A 16,930-nucleotide genomic window follows, 5' to 3' on the forward strand; every position below is an offset into this window, starting at 1 on the left:
ACTCACCAAAACCCAAGATTTTACATTAAAGGACTAAAAAAGCCCAGTCGCTTGATAAATAGGGGAAAATTAGCCCATGAATCTGCTTTCTGCTGCCGCTAAGGTCAGCTCCCTCACGATGCTCTCCAGGATCACCGGACTTCTCCGGGAGACCCTGATTGCCCGTAGTTTTGGGGCCTCAGAGTGGACAGATGCCTTTAATGTGGCCTTCAGGCTCCCCAATTTACTACGCAGACTCTTCGCTGAAGGGGCCTTTTCCCAGGCATTTGTGCCGATTTTGGGGGAAATCTCCAGCAAGGGGGATGTAAAACAGTCCCAAATCCTCGTAAATGCAGTTGCTACGCTCTTATTTTGGGCTTTGCTGCTGACGGTACTCCTTGGGGTCATTGGCGCCCCACTGTTGATTCTGGCGATTGCTACGGGCTTTGAGGGCAGTCCAGCCTATGAGGCGAGCGTAGTCATGACCCGCATCATGTTTCCCTACATCGGCCTCATTTCGATGGTTTCCCTATCGGCCGGGATCCTGAATACCTTTGGCCGCTTTGCTGTACCAGCATTTACACCCGTTTTACTCAACTTAGCCCTTATCGGTAGCGCTATCTTTTTAGCGCCCCATCTTGAGCAGCCGATCTACGCCCTGAGCATCGGCGTACTGTTGGGCGGATTCTTGCAACTGGCGATTCAGGTTCCAGCACTCTCCCGCCTGGGTCTATTGCCTAAGGTGGGTCTTTTACCAGGCGCTATCAAGGCAGCCATTAAAAATCCAGAAGCAAGGCGTGTCATGAAATTAATGGGGCCGGCCGTATTTGCAGTCTCCGTTGCCCAAATTTCACTCATCATCAACACCAACATTGCCTCCCGTTTGCAGGCGGGCAGCGTATCTTGGCTCTCCTATGCAGATCGCCTGATGGAATTTCCAACAGCCCTCCTGGGGGTGGCACTTGGAACAGTCTTGCTACCAAGCCTGAGTAAGGCAAATGCGAAAAATGATTTGGTGCATGCTGGCGAGCTGTTGATTTGGGGATTGCAACTGACCTTTTTGCTAGCAGCGCCTTGCGCGCTTGTCCTCTTTATTTTTGGCGAGCCACTGGCAGCAGTTCTGTATCACTACGGTAAGTTCAATGCCTTGGACGTCTTGATGACACAGCGTGCACTAGCAGCTTATGGTGTTGGACTCATTGGCCTCATTTTGGTGAAAATCTTAGCCCCTGGTTTTTACTCACGCCAAGATATCCGCACACCAGTCAAGATTGGCCTACTGGTCTTGGTAGCAACCCAATTAGCCAATTTAGTTTTTGTTCCTTGGTTAGGACATGCAGGGCTTGCACTCTCCGTTGGCGCTGGCGCCTGCTTGAATGCCGCACTACTATGGGTAGGCCTACATCGACGTGGCGCCCTACCTAGCGCCGCTTGGTTGAAGTACTTAGGTCAACTCTTACTTGCCTTAATTCCCTTTGCATTCCTCTTGTATTACGCAGCTACTGCGCATGATTGGATTGCACTGCAATCTAGTCCCTGGATCCGCGTTGGATTACTAGCTGCCTGGTTAGCCGCTGCTGCAGTGATTTATTTTGCAGCTTTAGGGCTTGTTGGCATCCGCTGGCAAAAATTCCTACGTCATGCAAAATAGCTTTTATGCCAACACAACAACTCGACTATTTCACATCCCTCGTCGCTGAGGATGAGCACTTCCCCTTAACCGAGGCGGTAGTTGCGGTTGCACAACACGCCTACCCTGACCTCGATGTTCAAGGAGTCCTGGATCAGATTGATCAGTGGGGCAATAAACTCAAGCAACGCATTACTCCAGATACGCCACCGATTCAGCGTCTCCAGTTGCTTAAGCATTTCTTTTATAACGAGTTGGGCTTTGGTCCGAACCCGAATGACTTTTATGCGCCCGAGAATTCTTATCTCCATCAGATCATTGAGAATCGTCGTGGTATTCCAATCTCACTGGCCATCTTGATGATGGAACTCGGACAGCAAATAGGATTGAATATTCGCGGCGTGTCTTTCCCGAACCACTTCATGATGCGCATCTCCTTGCAACAAGGTGAAATCATCATTGATCCATTGAACGGCGAGTCGCTCTCCAAAAATCAATTGCAAGAAATGCTCGACCCATACTTGGATGCCAAAGGCTATCGCGGCGAGCTCAGTCTGCCACTCAATATTTTCTTGAGAGCCTCTAGTTCTCGAGAAATCCTTTCGCGCTTTATGAGAAACCTCAAAATGATTTATTCAGAAGATGAGCGTTGGGAGCGTCTTCTTGGAATCCAGGAACGTCTAGTGATCTTGTTACCAGACTCAACCGAAGAGGTTCGTGATCGTGGCTTGATCTTTGCGCAACTAGAGTACGTTCGCCCTGCAATAGCTGATCTGCATCGCTACTTAAGCGAAATGCCTGGCGCTGAAGACGCGGCAGACATTCGTGAGCACATCGCTACTCTCGAGAGTCAAACTAAACTGCATTAATTAGAGCTGCAGCTATTTCTCAAAAGATAGCCGCTTAAATCTTGCTAGATTTAATTCTTTTTACGTTGAAATATTTTGTACAAAGCAGCTAGCACGATTGGAATAGCTGCAGCACCAATACCAATCAACACAATCACATTCAGGTTTTGGCGAATGATGGGAATGTTGCCAAAGAAGTAGCCAGCAATAACCAAGCCAAAGACCCACAAGAGTGCGCCAGTCACATTGAATAACTGGAAGCGAGAAAAATTCATTGCAGAAACACCGGCAACAAACGGTGCAAAGGTACGAATGATCGGTAAAAAGCGCGCCACGATAATTGTTTTGCCGCCATGCTTCTCATAAAAAGAATGTGTCTTACGCAAAGCTGCCTGATCAATCCAGCGTGATTGACTACTAAAAATTCTTTCACCAATCCAACGGCCAATAAAGTAATTCACGGTATTACCAGAAATCGCGGCGATTAATAATCCAATGCAAAGCGTCCACAGATTGAAATGCTCAGTAGCGCAATAGGCCCCAGCAATGAACAGTAGTGAGTCACCTGGCAAAAAAGGAGCAACCACTAAGCCAGTCTCCGCAAACACGATGGCGAAGAGTAAGCCATAAGCCCAATAGCCGTATTGCTGAATCACTACGTCTAAATGACGATCAATGTGCAATAGCAAATCACCTAACTGCAATAAGGTATCGATCAAATCGTGCTCCATGTATTAGTTGCAAGGATATTAACAGGCTAGCAATACAGATTGAGACATTTCATTCCTATAATGCGGTATGCAAACTGAACTTCACATTCAGCCTACGCATTTATCTGATCAGCCAACCATACTCTGTATCGTTGGTCCCACAGGCGCAGGCAAAACCCATCTCGCAATGGCATTAGCTGAGCATGCCAAATCCATTGGTCAAACCGTTGAATTAATCAGTATGGACTCCGCCTTGGTATATCGCGGACTAGATATTGGCAGCGCTAAACCAACTAAGTTAGAGCAAGCAGCAGTTCAGCACCACCTGATCGATATCTTGGATCCTACCGAATCCTATTCTGCTGCGCGCTTCGCAAACGATGCCAAGCGACTATGCGAAGAAATTCGTGCGCGCGGAAATATTCCCGTTGTAGTGGGTGGCACGATGTTGTATTGGCGAGCCTGGGCATACGGCCTCTCCTCTCTACCGCCGGCTGATCCAGAGATCCGCGCCCGTCTCGATGAGCAAGGCAAGGCGATTGGCTGGCCTGCGATGCATGCTGAACTAGCCAAAGTAGACCCCGTTACCGCCACACGTTTACAGCCCAATGACTCTCAACGCGTGCAACGTGCTTTAGAGGTTTATGAAATTACCGGCAAACCCATGTCAGATCTATTGGCAGATTCGCCGAGCGAGGATGGCCGAGAAGGCTCTGCCATTCCGGAGTGGATTGGCCTGATCTCACTAGAGCCCAGCGATCGCTCGCGCCTCCATCAGAGCCTGGAAAAGCGCTTCGATGAAATGCTTGCTGGAGGATTATTAGAAGAGGTTCAATTGCTCAAAAAAAATCCAGATTTACATGGCGATCTACCAGCCATTCGCTCAGTAGGCTATCGACAAGTGTGGGAATATTTATCAGGGGAAGTAGATCACGCTGAAATGCGCTACAAAGCGTTGGCAGCTACCCGGCAGCTTGGTAAACGACAGTTGACTTGGTTGCGTGCGATTGCGGGAAGAAAAACATTTGACCCCTTCAACCCAGACGAGTTGAAGGCGGCCCTAGAGTACTGCAAGAAAAGCCTAACTAAATAGACTTATACCGTGCATTAAATAACGATGGTTTGTGGTGCACCAGCTGGGCGCTCTACAACCTCGCCAACAGTCCAAGCATGTAAACCTTCAGCCTTGAGCGATTGGATTGCAACATCCGCTTGGTCAGTAGACACAATCACCACCATGCCAATACCGCAGTTAAATACACGCACCATTTCTGCATCAGCTACGCCACCCTTCATCTGCAACCAGCGGAAGAGTTCCGGCATTTGCCAGCTATCACGATGTAATACAGCTTGCGTATTTTCTGGGAGTACGCGCGGCACGTTATCCACTAAACCACCGCCAGTAATATGGGCCATACCCTTCACATTAATTTCATTGATCAGCTTTAAGAGTGGCTTCACATAAATTTGCGTAGGAGCCATTACGACATCACCCAAGGGACGTCCCCCCAAATCATCATTTGGCTTTGCGCCAGCACGCTCAATAATTTTACGAACCAATGAATAGCCGTTGGAATGCGCGCCGCTCGAAGCAATTGCCAAAACGACATCGCCCGGGGCAATCGTTGCACCAGTAATGATTTTGGATTTTTCAACTGCACCAACAGCAAAGCCGGCCAAATCATATTCACCTGGGGGATACATACCAGGCATCTCAGCGGTTTCACCGCCAATGAGCGCACAACCAGATAACTCACAACCTTTAGCAATGCCGCCAACTACAGTTGCTGCAGTATCTACAGTGAGCTTGCCGCAGGCAAAGTAATCCAAGAAGAAGAGGGGTTCAGCACCCTGCACCAAAATGTCGTTTACACTCATTGCCACCAAATCTTGACCGATCGTATCGTGACGGTTCCACTCAAAGGCTAATCTAAGCTTTGTACCAACACCATCGGTACCCGATACCAGCACCGGCTCTTTATAGCGCTTTGGCACCTCAAATAGGGCGCCAAAGCCGCCAATCCCAGCCAATACGCCTTCGCGCATGGTTTTCTTGGCTAAGGGCTTAATACGATCAACCAAATCATCCCCAGCGTCGATATCGACACCAGCGTCACGGTAGGAAAGGCCTTTGGAGGAAGAATTGGTAGATGAGTTCATGGCAGAAATAGAAGATTAGTAAGAAACGCTACTTGGTCGGTAGAATCATTGAATTCTAGAGGATTCGAGCACGATGGCTGAAATTTTTACCCCTTTTTTAACCGCATTTATTCTGGCTTATGCCTTACGCCCAGTTTGCTTGTGGCTTGAGAGGCATAGCCTACCCCGCGCGCTAGCCGCTGGGATTGCGATGATTGTTGGCCTGGCAGTCGTATTTTCGATTTTGACCCTCTTTATCACCCTCCTTAAAACTGAAATTCCCCTCATCAAGACTCAATTTCCAACCTGGATCCAAAATACCCAATCTTGGCTTGGGCCCAAATTAAGCGAATTTCACATCAATGTGGATTGGGGCACCCTCAAAACCAGCGCTACCCAAAAGATTACCGAGCACTTTAACGACAATTCTGATGCCCTCATGTCCTCCACACTGGAGACGGTTCTGACATCTGGCAGCTCTGTGATTGCTGGCTTCGTAAATGCAGTCCTAATTTTGTTTGTGATGTTTTATTTGCTGATCGATTGGGATCATTTTTTTCAGCTGGTCAGAAAAATTGTTCCGCTGCGTGCGCAAGAAACTGTTCATCACCTAGCTTTGCATGCGGATGGTCTGCTATCGCAATATCTCCGAGGCATGCTGATCGTCATTTCCATCATGTCTATTTTTTATAGCGTTGGCTTAAGCGTGATCGGCATTAAAGGCGCCACAGCATTAGGCGTCTTCACTGCGCTGATGATTGTGATTCCCTACATTGGCATTGCCTTGGGCTTCACCCTGACTATCCTTGCAGCCCTTTTACAATTTGGGCCTGGCGGTGCAATCATCAGCGTCCTGGTGCTATATGGCCTGGGTCAATTCATTGAAGGTTTCTTCCTCACGCCTCGCCTAGTGGGCGAGCGTATTGGTCTTCATCCAGTTGCCGTTCTCTTTGCCTTACTGCTGTTTGGAAATTTATTTGGCTTCTTTGGCGTTCTACTTGCATTGCCAACAAGTGCAGTTGGCTTAGTGCTTCTGCAATATGGTTGGTCACGCTATACGCAAAGCCCGTGGTATCAAAAGTAAGCATCCGCAGTAATGAATAGCCCCTCACTACCAAAACAGTTTGCGCTCGACATCGGTCATACGCCTAAACCCAGCTTAAGTAATTTTTTAGCCGGAGAAAATCTAGCTCTGCACTCTACTTTGTTAGCTTTAGCTAAATCCTGGCAAATACATGCTCCAAGACAAGCTGGTGAAAACCCCCTAAATCAACGCTGGATCTATTGGTGGGGGCCAGAAGGCTCTGGTCGCACCCATTTACTCAGCGCCATTGGTGATGCCGCCCAGCAACTAGGGCTGAAGCACTTTCTCCTCGCCCCCAATGAACCCATTTCTTGGGTACGTCTGGAAGAAAGTCTGCCCGCCCTCTGCGTGAGCGATACACCATCGGTCATTACCGTTGATGACGTAGATCGGCTCGATGAGCGCTTGGTAGCCTCTTTATTTCGCATTCTGAATGCCATTCAGGGCAGCAAAGCAGTTCATATTTTTATGGCTGGCAATGCAGCCCCTGGCGCATTAAGGCTCAGAGAAGACCTTCGCACCCGCCTGGGGTGGGGTTTGATCTTTCAAACTCACCTTTTGGGCGATGATGAGAAAATAGAGGCACTACAACAAGCGGCGCAAGCGCGCGGCTTGGTTTTATCGCCAGATGTATTACCTTGGTTATTAAATCGCTTCTATCGCGATATGCCCAACCTAATGGCCTTGATTGATGCTTTGGATGCTTATTCACTAGAAACAAAACGTGCTGTCACTTTGCCTCTCGTACGAGAGCTCTTGCAGCCAAAATAAATTAATTCATATTCAATTCGTGACCCAATTAGCCCTTTTCGACTTAGATCACACTCTTCTCCCCTGCGATAGCGATTACGAATGGGGTCAATTCTTGGCACGCATTGGCGTAGTGGATAGTAAGTACTATGCCCAGCAAAATGAACGCTTCTACCAAGATTACAAAGATGGCAAGCTCAACATCCAAGAGTTTTTGCGCTTTGCTTTAAAGCCACTCTCAGAACATTCTCGCGAACAACTCAAAGAGTGGCATGACGCTTTTATGAAAGAAGTAATTACTGGTCAACTGCGTCAACATGCGATTGATCTAGTCAAACGCCACCAAGATGCTGGTGATCTTTGCTGCGTTGTCACTGCAACCAATAGCTTTGTTACTCGCCCTATCGTGGAGAGTTTTGGTATCGAACATCTCGTAGCCACTGAACCTGCCACTGTGGGGGATAACCCTCTTGCTGATTTCACTGGCGAAGTCAAAGGTATTCCGAGTTTTCGGGAAGGCAAGATTCAACGAGTGCATGATTGGCTTGCCACTCAAAATCTCGCACTGAATCAGATGCCACAAAGTTATTTTTATTCAGATTCCATGAACGATTTACCTCTCCTGGAAAAAGTTAGCAATCCTGTTGCTACCAATCCAGATGCTCGCCTACGTGATGAAGCTTCAAAACGTCACTGGCCCATACTTGAACTGTTTGCATGATTACCAAATTTATTAAACGTATTTTGCGTCGTGACCCGATGGTCCGACATACTGCAGCCCATACTTCTGGCGCGCCGAAACGAATCCCTAAAAAATCTCACCGCATTGACCCGCATTTGCTATCTAAAAATGCCGTGAAGGTGACCCAAACATTGCAGCAGGCTGGCTATGATGCTTTTATTGTCGGTGGCGCAGTTCGAGATTTGGCTTTAGGAATTGGTCCAAAAGATTTTGATGTGGCAACTAATGCAACACCAGAGCAGGTACAAAAGTTATTCCGCAAGGCGCGCCTGATTGGTCGTCGCTTTCAGATTGTGCATGTGACTTTCTTTGGCAAAGGCCAACCTGAAATCATTGAGGTATCTACCTTCAGAGCCCTATTGGAGAACGCTGGCGAGCATGTCGCTGAAAATGGCCGCATCCTGCGTGACAACGTTTGGGGCAGCCAACATGAAGATGCTGCACGCAGAGATTTCAGTATTAATGCGATGTACTACGATCCCGCAACTGAAACCGTGCTCGACTATCACGGCGGTATGGCTGATATGCAGAAGAAAACTTTGCGGATGATTGGTGATCCCGCTAAGCGCTATCGCGAAGATCCGATACGGATGTTGCGCGCCATTCGTTTTGCTGCCAAAACAGGCTTCACTCTAGATACCGCTACGCGCGCACCTATCGATAAATTGGGTAAGTTGATTCATGACGTTCCATCTGCTCGCCTCTTTGATGAAATCCTCAAGCTACTCATGTCCGGTTATTCATGGGCCGCAATTCAAGGCTTGAAAGATGCAGGACTACACCATGGCCTCCTACCTTTACTCGATCACATCCTGGATCAAAGTGCAGACTCCAAAGAAGCAAATAATTTTGTTCGCATTGCCCTCGCCAATACTGATCAGCGCATTCAATCAGGCAAAAGCGTTTCAGCTGGCTTCTTATTTGCGACTTTGTTATGGCCGGACCTGCTAAGTAATTGGAAAAAGAATATCGCCAAAGGAATTTCCAACATTCCCGCACTGCATGATGCGATGGATGAAACCATTGCAAGTCAAAGTAGTGGCATGGTGATCCAGCGTCGCTTCGAAAGTGATATGCGGGAAATCTGGTCTATGCAGCCCCGCTTTGAAAAGCGTGTTGGACGCTACCCCTATCGCCTGATTGAATCCCCACGCTTTAGAGCGGGTTATGATTTTATGTTGTTGCGCTGCGCTACCGGCGAGAAAAACCCATCCCTAGGTCAATGGTGGAGTGATTTCATCGCTACCGATCTAGATGGTCAAGAAGCTTTAATGGCTAGCGTCAAAAATGAGACTGGCAATAGCGCTGCACCCGCAAAACGCCGCCGCCGCAGAAAACCCAAATCTGCTGCGCCCACTGAGGGTGCAATGGACTAAGCAGACTTGAGAAAAATTCAGTAAAGTAGATTCGGTAGTTTCGCGTAATTTCTCTCGTTTGGAATAAGCATGGCTCGAGCTTTTATTGGATTTGGTGGCAATATCGGTGACACACGTCAGCTTATTACTGATGCGATCGTGTGCCTTGCGCAGCGCTGCGAACTCCAAATCCTAGCCAAAAGCTGCTTCTACCAAAGCGCGCCCTTTCAAGCTACCGGGGGCGACTATATTAATTCTGTGATTGAAATTGAAACGCAACTCAGCCCTTATGGCTTATTGCATGTCTGTCAAGCAGTAGAGCAGGAGTTCGGCCGTGAGCGTCCCTATGCAAATGCACCCCGCACGATTGATTTGGACATTCTGGCATTTGAAGGTGTAACTCAAACAGATACTGAGCTCACCATTCCCCACCCTCGAATCATTGAGCGCTCTTTTGTTCTATTGCCTTTGCTGGAAATTGCCCCAGATTTCTTTTTGCCCAATTGGGGTGAACTCAAGTCCTACTTACCTAATGTAGCTGATCAGCGCATTGAAAAACTCCCTTGCCGCAACTGTAATTGCGTTGAAAAAGACGTTTATAGCCAATCAGCGCATTAATTCATTAAACTCACGCCATGGGTTACTTACAAGGCGAAAAGCCAATTACGATTTCTAAGCTCCTCTCCATGCGTGCTGAGGGTGAAAAAATTGCTATGCTGACGGCATACGATTCAACGATGTCCGCCTTACTAAATCGCTGCGGAGTCGAAACCATCCTGATTGGGGATTCCCTTGGCAATGTGATTCAAGGTCACTCTAGTACAACACCCGTTACTGTTGAACAAGTGGCGTATCACACCGAATGTGTAGCCCGCGCCAACTCTCATGCCTTCATCATTGCCGATCTCCCTTTTGCCAGCTATGGCGATCCTGTTCAAGCCTTAGATTCATCAGCAGAACTGATGCGTGCCGGCGCTGATATGGTTAAGCTTGAAGGTGGTGATTGGCAAATCGACATCATTCAGTATTTAGTGGAACGCAGTGTTCCTGTTTGTGCGCACCTGGGTTTACTACCTCAGTCCGTTCATATTTTGGGTGGCTATAAAGTTCAAGGTAAATCAAAAGATGCTGCAAGCCTCATGCTTGAACAAGCCATTGCTTGCGAGCAAGCTGGTGCACAAATGATCGTTCTTGAGGCAATTCCATCTTCATTGGGCAAACTTATTACCGAATCACTTTCCATCCCCACCATTGGAATTGGTGCGGGAGCAGATTGCTCTGGCCAAGTATTGGTACTGCAAGATATGTTGGGCATCAGCCCTGGAAAACCACCAAAGTTTGTCAAAAACTTTTTGGATGGTCATGCCTCAATTGAGGCGGCAGTCAAAGCCTATGTTCGAGAAGTGAAATCCGGAAAGTTCCCCGGACCCGAACATGGCTTTGCTGGATAAGCTTGAATTACTAGTTAACTAAAAAAACTCTTTACACCGTCAAACCAACCCTTTTGATGTGGGTTGTGCTTATCGCCACCTGACTTCAGGCTGTCATCAAACTTCTTCAGTAATTTTTTCTGCTCATCAGTCAACTTAACCGGAGTCTCAACGGCAACATGCACAAAGAGATCGCCCACCATCGTAGAGCGCAATCCTTTAATTCCTTTGTTGCGCAAACGGAATGTTTTGCCAGTCTGCGTACCCTCAGGAATCGGAAACTCCACACGTCCTGAAAGCGTTGGCACTTCAATATCACCACCAATCGTTGCAGTTGCAAACGAGATTGGCATTTGGACATGCAAATCACTGCCATCACGCTCAAACACCTTATGGGGTTTCACTCTCACTTCGACATAGAGATCTCCAGAGGGTCCGCCATTGACGCCTGGCTCGCCGTTTCCAACAGAGCGCACGCGCATGCCGTCATCTATACCCGCAGGGATTTTGATTTCGAGTGTTTTTTGTTCTTTGTGCTTACCGCTACCATGGCAAGTTTTGCATGGCTTAGGAATGTACTCGCCCGTACCGCGGCACTTGGGACAAGTTTGCTGCATTGAGAAGAATCCTTGTTGGATACGAACTTGACCATGACCATCGCAAGTAGTACATCTCTCGGCTTTGCTACCAGGCTCTGCGCCAGTTCCGTGACATGGCTTGCAGTCACTCCAACTTGGTACCCGAATTTGCGTGGTGTAACCCTCAGCAGCTTGCTCGAGGGTGATTTCCATGTTGTAACGTAAATCAGCACCCTTATAAACCTGAGGTCCTGACTGACGTCCACCACCTTGGCCAAAAATGTCGCCGAAGATATCGCCGAAGGCATCCGCAAAACCACCACCGCCAAAACCGCCGCCGCCAAACCCACTCGATTGATCCACGCCCGCATGACCATATTGATCATAAGCGGCTCGCTTATTGGGATCCGTGAGGGTTTCGTACGCCTCTTTAACTTCTTTGAATTGCGCTTCCGCCGTTTTGCTATCGGGATTGCGATCAGGGTGATGCTTCATCGCCATTTTTCGATAAGCTTTTTTTAGCTCCTCATCGCCGGCACCTTTCGCAACACCAAGCACTTCGTAATAATCGCGTTTACTTTTAGGCACAAAATTCCTCTCAACAACCTGAATGACACAAGTCGGCACGAGGCCGACTTGTTATTTAAGCACTTCTAAACTACGTTAAATGACTTTCAATATAAGGGATTACTTCTTGTCATCCACTTCTTTGAAGTCTGCATCCACTACGTCAGCATCCGGAGCGGCGGCTTGCGCGCCACCAGGGGCTGCGCCAGGAGTGGCACCACTAGCTTTAGCTTGTTCAGCAGCCATAGCTTTTTCGCCCAACTTCTGACTTGCCTTGCCCAAAGCCTCAGTCTTAGCTTCAATTGCAGCCTTATCGCTACCCTTGATTGCCTCATCCAATTCTTTCAAAGCAGCTTCAATTGCTTCTTTCTCAGAAGCCTCTAAAGCAGAACCATGCTCTTCCAAAGCTTTCTTGGTTGAATGGGCCAAAGCATCAGCAGTGTTACGCGCCGTTACCAATTCCAATGCTTTTTTATCTTCATCGGCATTTGCTTCAGCATCTTTCACCATGCGTTGAATTTCTTCTTCAGTTAAACCAGAGTTTGCCTTGATAGTGATCTTATTTTCTTTGCCAGTCGTCTTGTCCTTTGCAGCTACGTGCAAAATACCGTTAGCATCGATATCAAAAGTCACTTCAATTTGTGGCATACCGCGTTGCGCTGGAGCAATACCTTCCAAATTAAACTCACCGAGTAATTTATTAGCAGCAGCCATCTCACGCTCACCCTGGAAACACTTAATGGTTACCGCAGGCTGGTTATCTTCCGCTGTGGAGTAAACCTGTGAATGCTTGGTAGGAATAGTTGTGTTCTTCGGAATCATCTTAGTCATCACGCCACCCAAGGTTTCGATACCCAATGACAATGGGGTTACGTCCAAGAGCAATACGTCTTTACGATCGCCAGACAACACAGAGCCCTGAATAGCTGCACCAACAGCAACCGCTTCGTCAGGGTTCACGTCTTTACGTGGCTCTTTACCGAAGATCTCTTTTACCTTGTCCTGAACAGCAGGCATGCGGGTTTGACCACCAACCAAAATGACGTCATCAATGTCAGCTACATTCACGCCGGCATCTTTGATAGCAGTTAAGCAAGGACCAGCCGTACGGTTGATCAACTCTTCTACCAAAGACTCCAACTTGGCGCGAGTAAGCTTCAAGTTCAAATGCTTAGGACCGCCTGCATCAGCAGTCACGTATGGCAAATTGATTTCAGTTTGTTGTGCAGATGACAACTCGATCTTGGCTTTTTCAGCAGCGTCTTTCAAACGTTGCAATGCCAATACGTCTTTACTCAAATCTACGCCTTGCTCTTTCTTGAACTCAGCAATAATCCAATCAATGATGCGTTGGTCAAAGTCTTCGCCACCCAAGAAGGTATCGCCGTTAGTAGAGAGCACTTCAAACTGCTTCTCACCGTCAACGTTAGCAATCTCAATAATGGATACGTCGAACGTACCGCCGCCCAAGTCATACACAGCGATCTTACGATCTACTTTGTCTTGCTTGTCTAAGCCAAACGCTAATGCCGCTGCAGTTGGCTCATTGATGATGCGCTTCACATCTAAACCAGCGATACGGCCAGCATCTTTCGTTGCTTGACGTTGGCTATCGTTGAAGTAAGCGGGAACAGTAATCACTGCCTCAGTCACTTCTTCACCGAGATAATCTTCGGCAGTCTTTTTCATTTTGCGCAGAATTTCTGCTGACACTTGTTGTGGTGCCATTTTTTTATCGCGCGCTTCAACCCAAGCATCACCGTTATCCGCCTGAACAATCTTGTAAGGCATCAAACCGATATCTTTTTGTACTTCAGCATCGGTAAATTTACGGCCCATCAAACGCTTCACTGCATAGATGGTGTTTTTAGGATTGGTAACTGATTGGCGTTTTGCAGGCGCGCCAACCAACACTTCACCGTCTTCAACGTAAGCAATGATGGATGGAGTTGTACGACCGCCTTCAGCATTCTCAACAACTTTAGGTGCATTGTTTTCTACAACCGAAACGCACGAGTTCGTGGTTCCTAAGTCAATTCCGATAATCTTTCCCATAATGGCTCCAAAAATTAAGTTATGTGTAATTTCGTAATACTGCGGATAAATCGATATTCAATAAATGGGGTCAAAAAGAGGGAATTCAAGGGCTAAAAAGCAAAAAAGGCAGATTTCTGCCTTTTTATCCCGCTATTTCATCAAAAATCCCCGGTTTAGGGGTTTGAATACCCTATTTGGGCGCGCTCACGGTTACTAAGGCTGGACGCAGAATCCGATCAGCGATGGAGTAACCCCTCTGAAGCACTGAAACTACAGTATTGGCTTCTTGATCCGAAGGCACGGAGGCAATAGCTTGATGGTGGTGAGGGTCAAACTTATCGCCTACAGCAGGATTGATCTCGGTCATACGGCCTTTTTCAAAGGCTGAGAGCAGTTGTTTCAGGGTGATCTCCAAGCCTTCTTTAAAGGCTTTGGCATCGACTGCCTCTGCGTTCAAGGCTGCGTACAAGCTATCCGTTACTGGCACGAGATGCTCAGCAAAACTCTCAATCGCAAACTTATGCGCCTTAGAGATGTCTTCAGCAGCACGGCGGCGAATGTTTTCACCTTCGGCCTTGGCGCGGAGATAGTTATCTTGCATCTCTGTTAACTTTTGATTCAACTCTGCAATATCTTGCTCTGGGGTCTTTACTTCATCGGGTGCATTAGCTGCATCGGCACTACCCTCAGTCCGAGGATCGGCGGCAATATTTTCCTGCTCAGGAGATGGATTTTGATTTTCTTGGGTCATGGGTACAAATTCACTTTTCTATCAGAATGGCTACTTCTCAACAATATGGGGCCGATTAACGCAATTTCAAGTGCACTGGTTTTTAAGCAATTCTGGCTTTAGCCAACTCAACCAAGCGGTCACGTTCCTGCAATACTGCATCAGACTCTACGCCCAAGCTCCAACCAGATAAATGCTGCTGGGCAATGTCATACATCGCATCAATCCATTTTGGGTTGCTATTGAGACAAGGTATGTAGCGGTAATCCTTACCACCATGCTCCAAAAAGATCTCGCGTGCTTCCATAGCAATCTCTTCTAGAGTCTCAAGGCAATCCGCCGGAAAGCCTGGACAAAAAATATCGACTCGCTTGCAACCTTGTTTACCCAGCTCTTCAATCATTGGAGCGGTGTAAGGCTTAAGCCACTCGGCTTTACCAAAGCGAGATTGGAAAGTGACCAAGTATTGTCCAGGCTCTAGGCCTAAAGACTCACCAAGCAGACGACCAGTTTTCAAGCACTCACAATGATAGGGATCGCCTTTCATTAAATTGCGCTTAGGCAGGCCATGAAAAGACATCACAAGGCGATCTCCAGCAGCGAAATCTGGGCGTCCATTCTTGTCCCATGCGCCGAGCACTTGGTCGCGTAGTGCAGTGATGTAAGCAGGGTTGTCGTGATAGTGCTTTACCAAGCGCAGCTCAGGTTGGTTACGCCAAGTTCCGAGAACACGAAACACTTCATCAAAACTGGAAGCCGTTGTTGTCGCCGAATACTGCGGATACAGCGGCAGTAACAAGAGACGTTCCATGCCCTGTGCCTGCAAGGCTTCCAGAGCTTGCTGTGTTGAAGGCTCACCATAACGCATAGCTAAATCCACCAACACGACCTCACCGTGATTAGCAAATTTCTCACCCAACTCTTTGGCTTGCAGACGTGAGTAATGCATCAATGGGGAACCTAATTTTGGCAACCAAATGGAGGCGTATTTCTTTGCAGATGCACCACTACGAATCGGCAAAATAATGCCGTTCAAAATGCACCACCAAATAATGCGGGGAATTTCTACGACACGGGGATCGGATAGAAATTCTTTTAAATAAGACCTCACTGCTTTAGCAGTTGGTGCAGATGGAGTGCCTAAGTTCAGCAATAGCACTGCTGTCTTAGAGGGGCGTAAGTGGGGATTTTGATTCAAGAGGGATCCATCGTAAAAAGAGAACTAAAAAAATAATGGCTATTAAAAGTTCACTGGGGAACTTAATGCGCCTGATAACAACTTAGAGGTGATATCGACAATCGGAATCACCCGATCGTATGCCATGCGAGTGGGGCCAATAACGCCGAGAGTTCCAACCACCTGACCATCCACACTATAGGGTGCGCTAATGACCGCCAAATCTTCGTATGGCAGTAAATCACTTTCACCGCCAATAAAGATTTGAATACCGTCTGCATGACTCGACACATCCAGTAGCTGCATGAGTACCGACTTTTGCTCCAGCATGTCGAACATCTTGCGCAGCTTATCTAAATTGGTGCTGAGGTCACCGACATTCAGCAGGCGTCGCTCGCCAGAAAGCAGCATATCCCCTTGACCCATGCCGTAATCACTAACGCCGCTGTGCAGCGCCAAGGCCATCAAACCAGAAATATCACTACGCAGGTTATCCAGATCGGAGGCAAGGTGTGCGCGTACCTCAGCAAAACTCTTGCCGGCAAATTGCGTATTGATGTAATTGCCCGCTTCCACCAGCTGACTTGGGGTGTAGTCCTGCATAGTAGGGAGGATGCGGTTTTGCACATCGCCCTCAGGGGTCACCATGATGAGCAAAATCTTGCCTTCGCCAAGGCGCAAAAACTCGATGTGCTTGAATACTTGTGCTCGCTTGGGCGTCATCACTACCCCGGCAAAATGGGTCAAATTAGACAGAATTTGAGCAGCAGAGTTCAGCACCCTTTGTGGAGAGTCGGGCAAAAGCCCTTTTTCCATCTCACGGGCAGCGATTTCCTCTAAAGGGCGAACCGTCACCATCGTATCCACGAAGAGACGATAGCCTCTTGGGGTTGGTATGCGACCGGCAGATGTATGGGGGCTGGTGACCAGGCCCATTTCCTCTAAATCCGCCATGACATTACGAATCGTGGCCGCAGAAAGATCCAGCCCCGAGAAACGAGACAGGGTGCGAGAGCCAATAGGCTGCCCCTCTTCGATATAGCGCTCGATAAGGGTTTTCAGTAAGGCGCGGGAACGATCATCCATAGTGGAAGGGATTTTATGCGTATGGTTTAATCGTTATATGTTAAGCCCATCCCCAAATTCCAGCAAAAAGGCATTTAGCCGGGTTGCG

16 protein-coding genes are annotated in these 16,930 nt (G+C 47.9%); 9 read left to right on the forward strand and 7 right to left on the reverse strand.

Annotated features, from left to right (window positions below):
* The first annotated feature begins 76 nt into the window (after positions 1 to 76).
* On the forward strand, positions 77 to 1,630 hold the full coding sequence (gene murJ / locus B7Y67_RS04625) for a murein biosynthesis integral membrane protein MurJ (RefSeq protein WP_293597590.1): 1,554 nt from the start codon (positions 77 to 79) through the stop codon (positions 1,628 to 1,630).
* 5 nt (positions 1,631 to 1,635) lie between these two features.
* Positions 1,636 to 2,478: a tetratricopeptide repeat protein gene (locus tag B7Y67_RS04630; protein WP_293597591.1), complete on the forward strand. Its 843-nt coding sequence runs from the start codon at positions 1,636 to 1,638 to the stop codon at positions 2,476 to 2,478.
* A 50-nt stretch (positions 2,479 to 2,528) separates the two neighbouring features.
* Here the strand turns inward: B7Y67_RS04630 and B7Y67_RS04635 are convergent, their stop codons facing one another.
* Entirely contained in the window at positions 2,529 to 3,188 is a 660-nt protein-coding gene (locus tag B7Y67_RS04635) for a DedA family protein (RefSeq protein ID WP_293597592.1), read from the reverse strand.
* Between the two features lie 67 nt (positions 3,189 to 3,255).
* Here B7Y67_RS04635 and miaA point away from each other — a divergent pair, with 67 nt between their 5' ends.
* Entirely contained in the window at positions 3,256 to 4,260 is a 1,005-nt protein-coding gene (gene miaA / locus B7Y67_RS04640; RefSeq protein WP_293597593.1) for a tRNA (adenosine(37)-N6)-dimethylallyltransferase MiaA, read from the forward strand.
* A 14-nt stretch (positions 4,261 to 4,274) separates the two neighbouring features.
* Here the strand turns inward: miaA and purM are convergent, their stop codons facing one another.
* Entirely contained in the window at positions 4,275 to 5,327 is a 1,053-nt protein-coding gene (gene purM, locus B7Y67_RS04645) for a phosphoribosylformylglycinamidine cyclo-ligase (protein ID WP_293597594.1), read from the reverse strand.
* A gap of 73 nt (positions 5,328 to 5,400) precedes the next feature.
* Here purM and B7Y67_RS04650 point away from each other — a divergent pair, with 73 nt between their 5' ends.
* The 6 genes from B7Y67_RS04650 to panB all read left to right on the forward strand — a co-directional run bounded on the left by B7Y67_RS04650 (position 5,401) and on the right by panB (position 10,688).
* A complete protein-coding gene (locus B7Y67_RS04650) occupies positions 5,401 to 6,390 on the forward strand; it encodes an AI-2E family transporter (RefSeq protein WP_293597595.1) in 990 nt (329 codons plus the stop codon).
* 12 nt (positions 6,391 to 6,402) lie between these two features.
* Positions 6,403 to 7,161, forward strand: a complete 759-nt coding sequence (gene hda / locus B7Y67_RS04655; RefSeq protein ID WP_293597596.1) for a DnaA regulatory inactivator Hda — start codon at positions 6,403 to 6,405, stop codon at positions 7,159 to 7,161.
* A 19-nt stretch (positions 7,162 to 7,180) separates the two neighbouring features.
* Complete coding sequence (locus B7Y67_RS04660; protein ID WP_293597597.1) at positions 7,181 to 7,861, forward strand: HAD family phosphatase; 681 nt, start codon at positions 7,181 to 7,183, stop codon at positions 7,859 to 7,861.
* Positions 7,858 to 9,258, forward strand: a complete 1,401-nt coding sequence (gene pcnB / locus B7Y67_RS04665) for a polynucleotide adenylyltransferase PcnB (protein WP_293597598.1) — start codon at positions 7,858 to 7,860, stop codon at positions 9,256 to 9,258. Before B7Y67_RS04660 ends, pcnB begins: the two co-directional genes overlap by 4 nt.
* A gap of 69 nt (positions 9,259 to 9,327) precedes the next feature.
* The gene (gene folK / locus B7Y67_RS04670; protein ID WP_293597599.1) at positions 9,328 to 9,855 is read left to right on the forward strand and encodes a 2-amino-4-hydroxy-6-hydroxymethyldihydropteridine diphosphokinase; all 528 of its coding nucleotides are present in this window, start codon (positions 9,328 to 9,330) and stop codon (positions 9,853 to 9,855) included.
* Between the two features lie 17 nt (positions 9,856 to 9,872).
* On the forward strand, positions 9,873 to 10,688 hold the full coding sequence (panB, locus tag B7Y67_RS04675) for a 3-methyl-2-oxobutanoate hydroxymethyltransferase (RefSeq protein ID WP_293597600.1): 816 nt from the start codon (positions 9,873 to 9,875) through the stop codon (positions 10,686 to 10,688).
* Positions 10,689 to 10,702: 14 nt separating this feature from the next.
* Here panB and dnaJ read toward each other — a convergent pair whose 3' ends face one another.
* The 5 genes from dnaJ to hrcA form a co-directional block, all read right to left on the reverse strand.
* Complete coding sequence (dnaJ, locus tag B7Y67_RS04680) at positions 10,703 to 11,833, reverse strand: molecular chaperone DnaJ (RefSeq protein ID WP_293597601.1); 1,131 nt, start codon at positions 11,831 to 11,833, stop codon at positions 10,703 to 10,705.
* Positions 11,834 to 11,932: 99 nt separating this feature from the next.
* The gene (gene dnaK, locus B7Y67_RS04685) at positions 11,933 to 13,867 is read right to left on the reverse strand and encodes a molecular chaperone DnaK (protein ID WP_293597602.1); all 1,935 of its coding nucleotides are present in this window, start codon (positions 13,865 to 13,867) and stop codon (positions 11,933 to 11,935) included.
* Positions 13,868 to 14,039: 172 nt separating this feature from the next.
* Complete coding sequence (grpE, locus tag B7Y67_RS04690; protein WP_293597603.1) at positions 14,040 to 14,600, reverse strand: nucleotide exchange factor GrpE; 561 nt, start codon at positions 14,598 to 14,600, stop codon at positions 14,040 to 14,042.
* A gap of 82 nt (positions 14,601 to 14,682) precedes the next feature.
* Positions 14,683 to 15,777 carry a ferrochelatase gene (gene hemH / locus B7Y67_RS04695; RefSeq protein ID WP_293597604.1) on the reverse strand — a complete coding sequence of 365 codons (1,095 nt, stop codon included), beginning with the start codon at positions 15,775 to 15,777 and terminating at the stop codon, positions 14,683 to 14,685.
* A gap of 42 nt (positions 15,778 to 15,819) precedes the next feature.
* Entirely contained in the window at positions 15,820 to 16,842 is a 1,023-nt protein-coding gene (hrcA, locus tag B7Y67_RS04700; RefSeq protein WP_293597605.1) for a heat-inducible transcriptional repressor HrcA, read from the reverse strand.
* Positions 16,843 to 16,930 lie beyond the last annotated feature (88 nt).

The sequence above is a fragment of the Polynucleobacter sp. 35-46-11 genome (genome assembly GCF_002281105.1).

What these genes read in the sequence shown, in the direction of transcription:
- pcnB (WP_293597598.1), top strand. Translation starts at nt 7,858, where the DNA reads ATGATTACCAAATTTATTAAACGTATTTTGCGTCGTGACCCGATGGTC.
- panB (WP_293597600.1), top strand. Translation starts at nt 9,873, where the DNA reads ATGGGTTACTTACAAGGCGAAAAGCCAATTACGATTTCTAAGCTCCTC.
- B7Y67_RS04630 (WP_293597591.1), top strand. Translation starts at nt 1,636, where the DNA reads ATGCCAACACAACAACTCGACTATTTCACATCCCTCGTCGCTGAGGAT.
- B7Y67_RS04650 (WP_293597595.1), top strand. Translation starts at nt 5,401, where the DNA reads ATGGCTGAAATTTTTACCCCTTTTTTAACCGCATTTATTCTGGCTTAT.
- purM (WP_293597594.1), bottom strand. Translation starts at nt 5,327, where the DNA reads ATGAACTCATCTACCAATTCTTCCTCCAAAGGCCTTTCCTACCGTGAC.
- murJ (WP_293597590.1), top strand. Translation starts at nt 77, where the DNA reads ATGAATCTGCTTTCTGCTGCCGCTAAGGTCAGCTCCCTCACGATGCTC.
- grpE (WP_293597603.1), bottom strand. Translation starts at nt 14,600, where the DNA reads ATGACCCAAGAAAATCAAAATCCATCTCCTGAGCAGGAAAATATTGCC.
- miaA (WP_293597593.1), top strand. Translation starts at nt 3,256, where the DNA reads ATGCAAACTGAACTTCACATTCAGCCTACGCATTTATCTGATCAGCCA.
- folK (WP_293597599.1), top strand. Translation starts at nt 9,328, where the DNA reads ATGGCTCGAGCTTTTATTGGATTTGGTGGCAATATCGGTGACACACGT.
- dnaK (WP_293597602.1), bottom strand. Translation starts at nt 13,867, where the DNA reads ATGGGAAAGATTATCGGAATTGACTTAGGAACCACGAACTCGTGCGTT.
- B7Y67_RS04635 (WP_293597592.1), bottom strand. Translation starts at nt 3,188, where the DNA reads ATGGAGCACGATTTGATCGATACCTTATTGCAGTTAGGTGATTTGCTA.
- hda (WP_293597596.1), top strand. Translation starts at nt 6,403, where the DNA reads ATGAATAGCCCCTCACTACCAAAACAGTTTGCGCTCGACATCGGTCAT.
- hrcA (WP_293597605.1), bottom strand. Translation starts at nt 16,842, where the DNA reads ATGGATGATCGTTCCCGCGCCTTACTGAAAACCCTTATCGAGCGCTAT.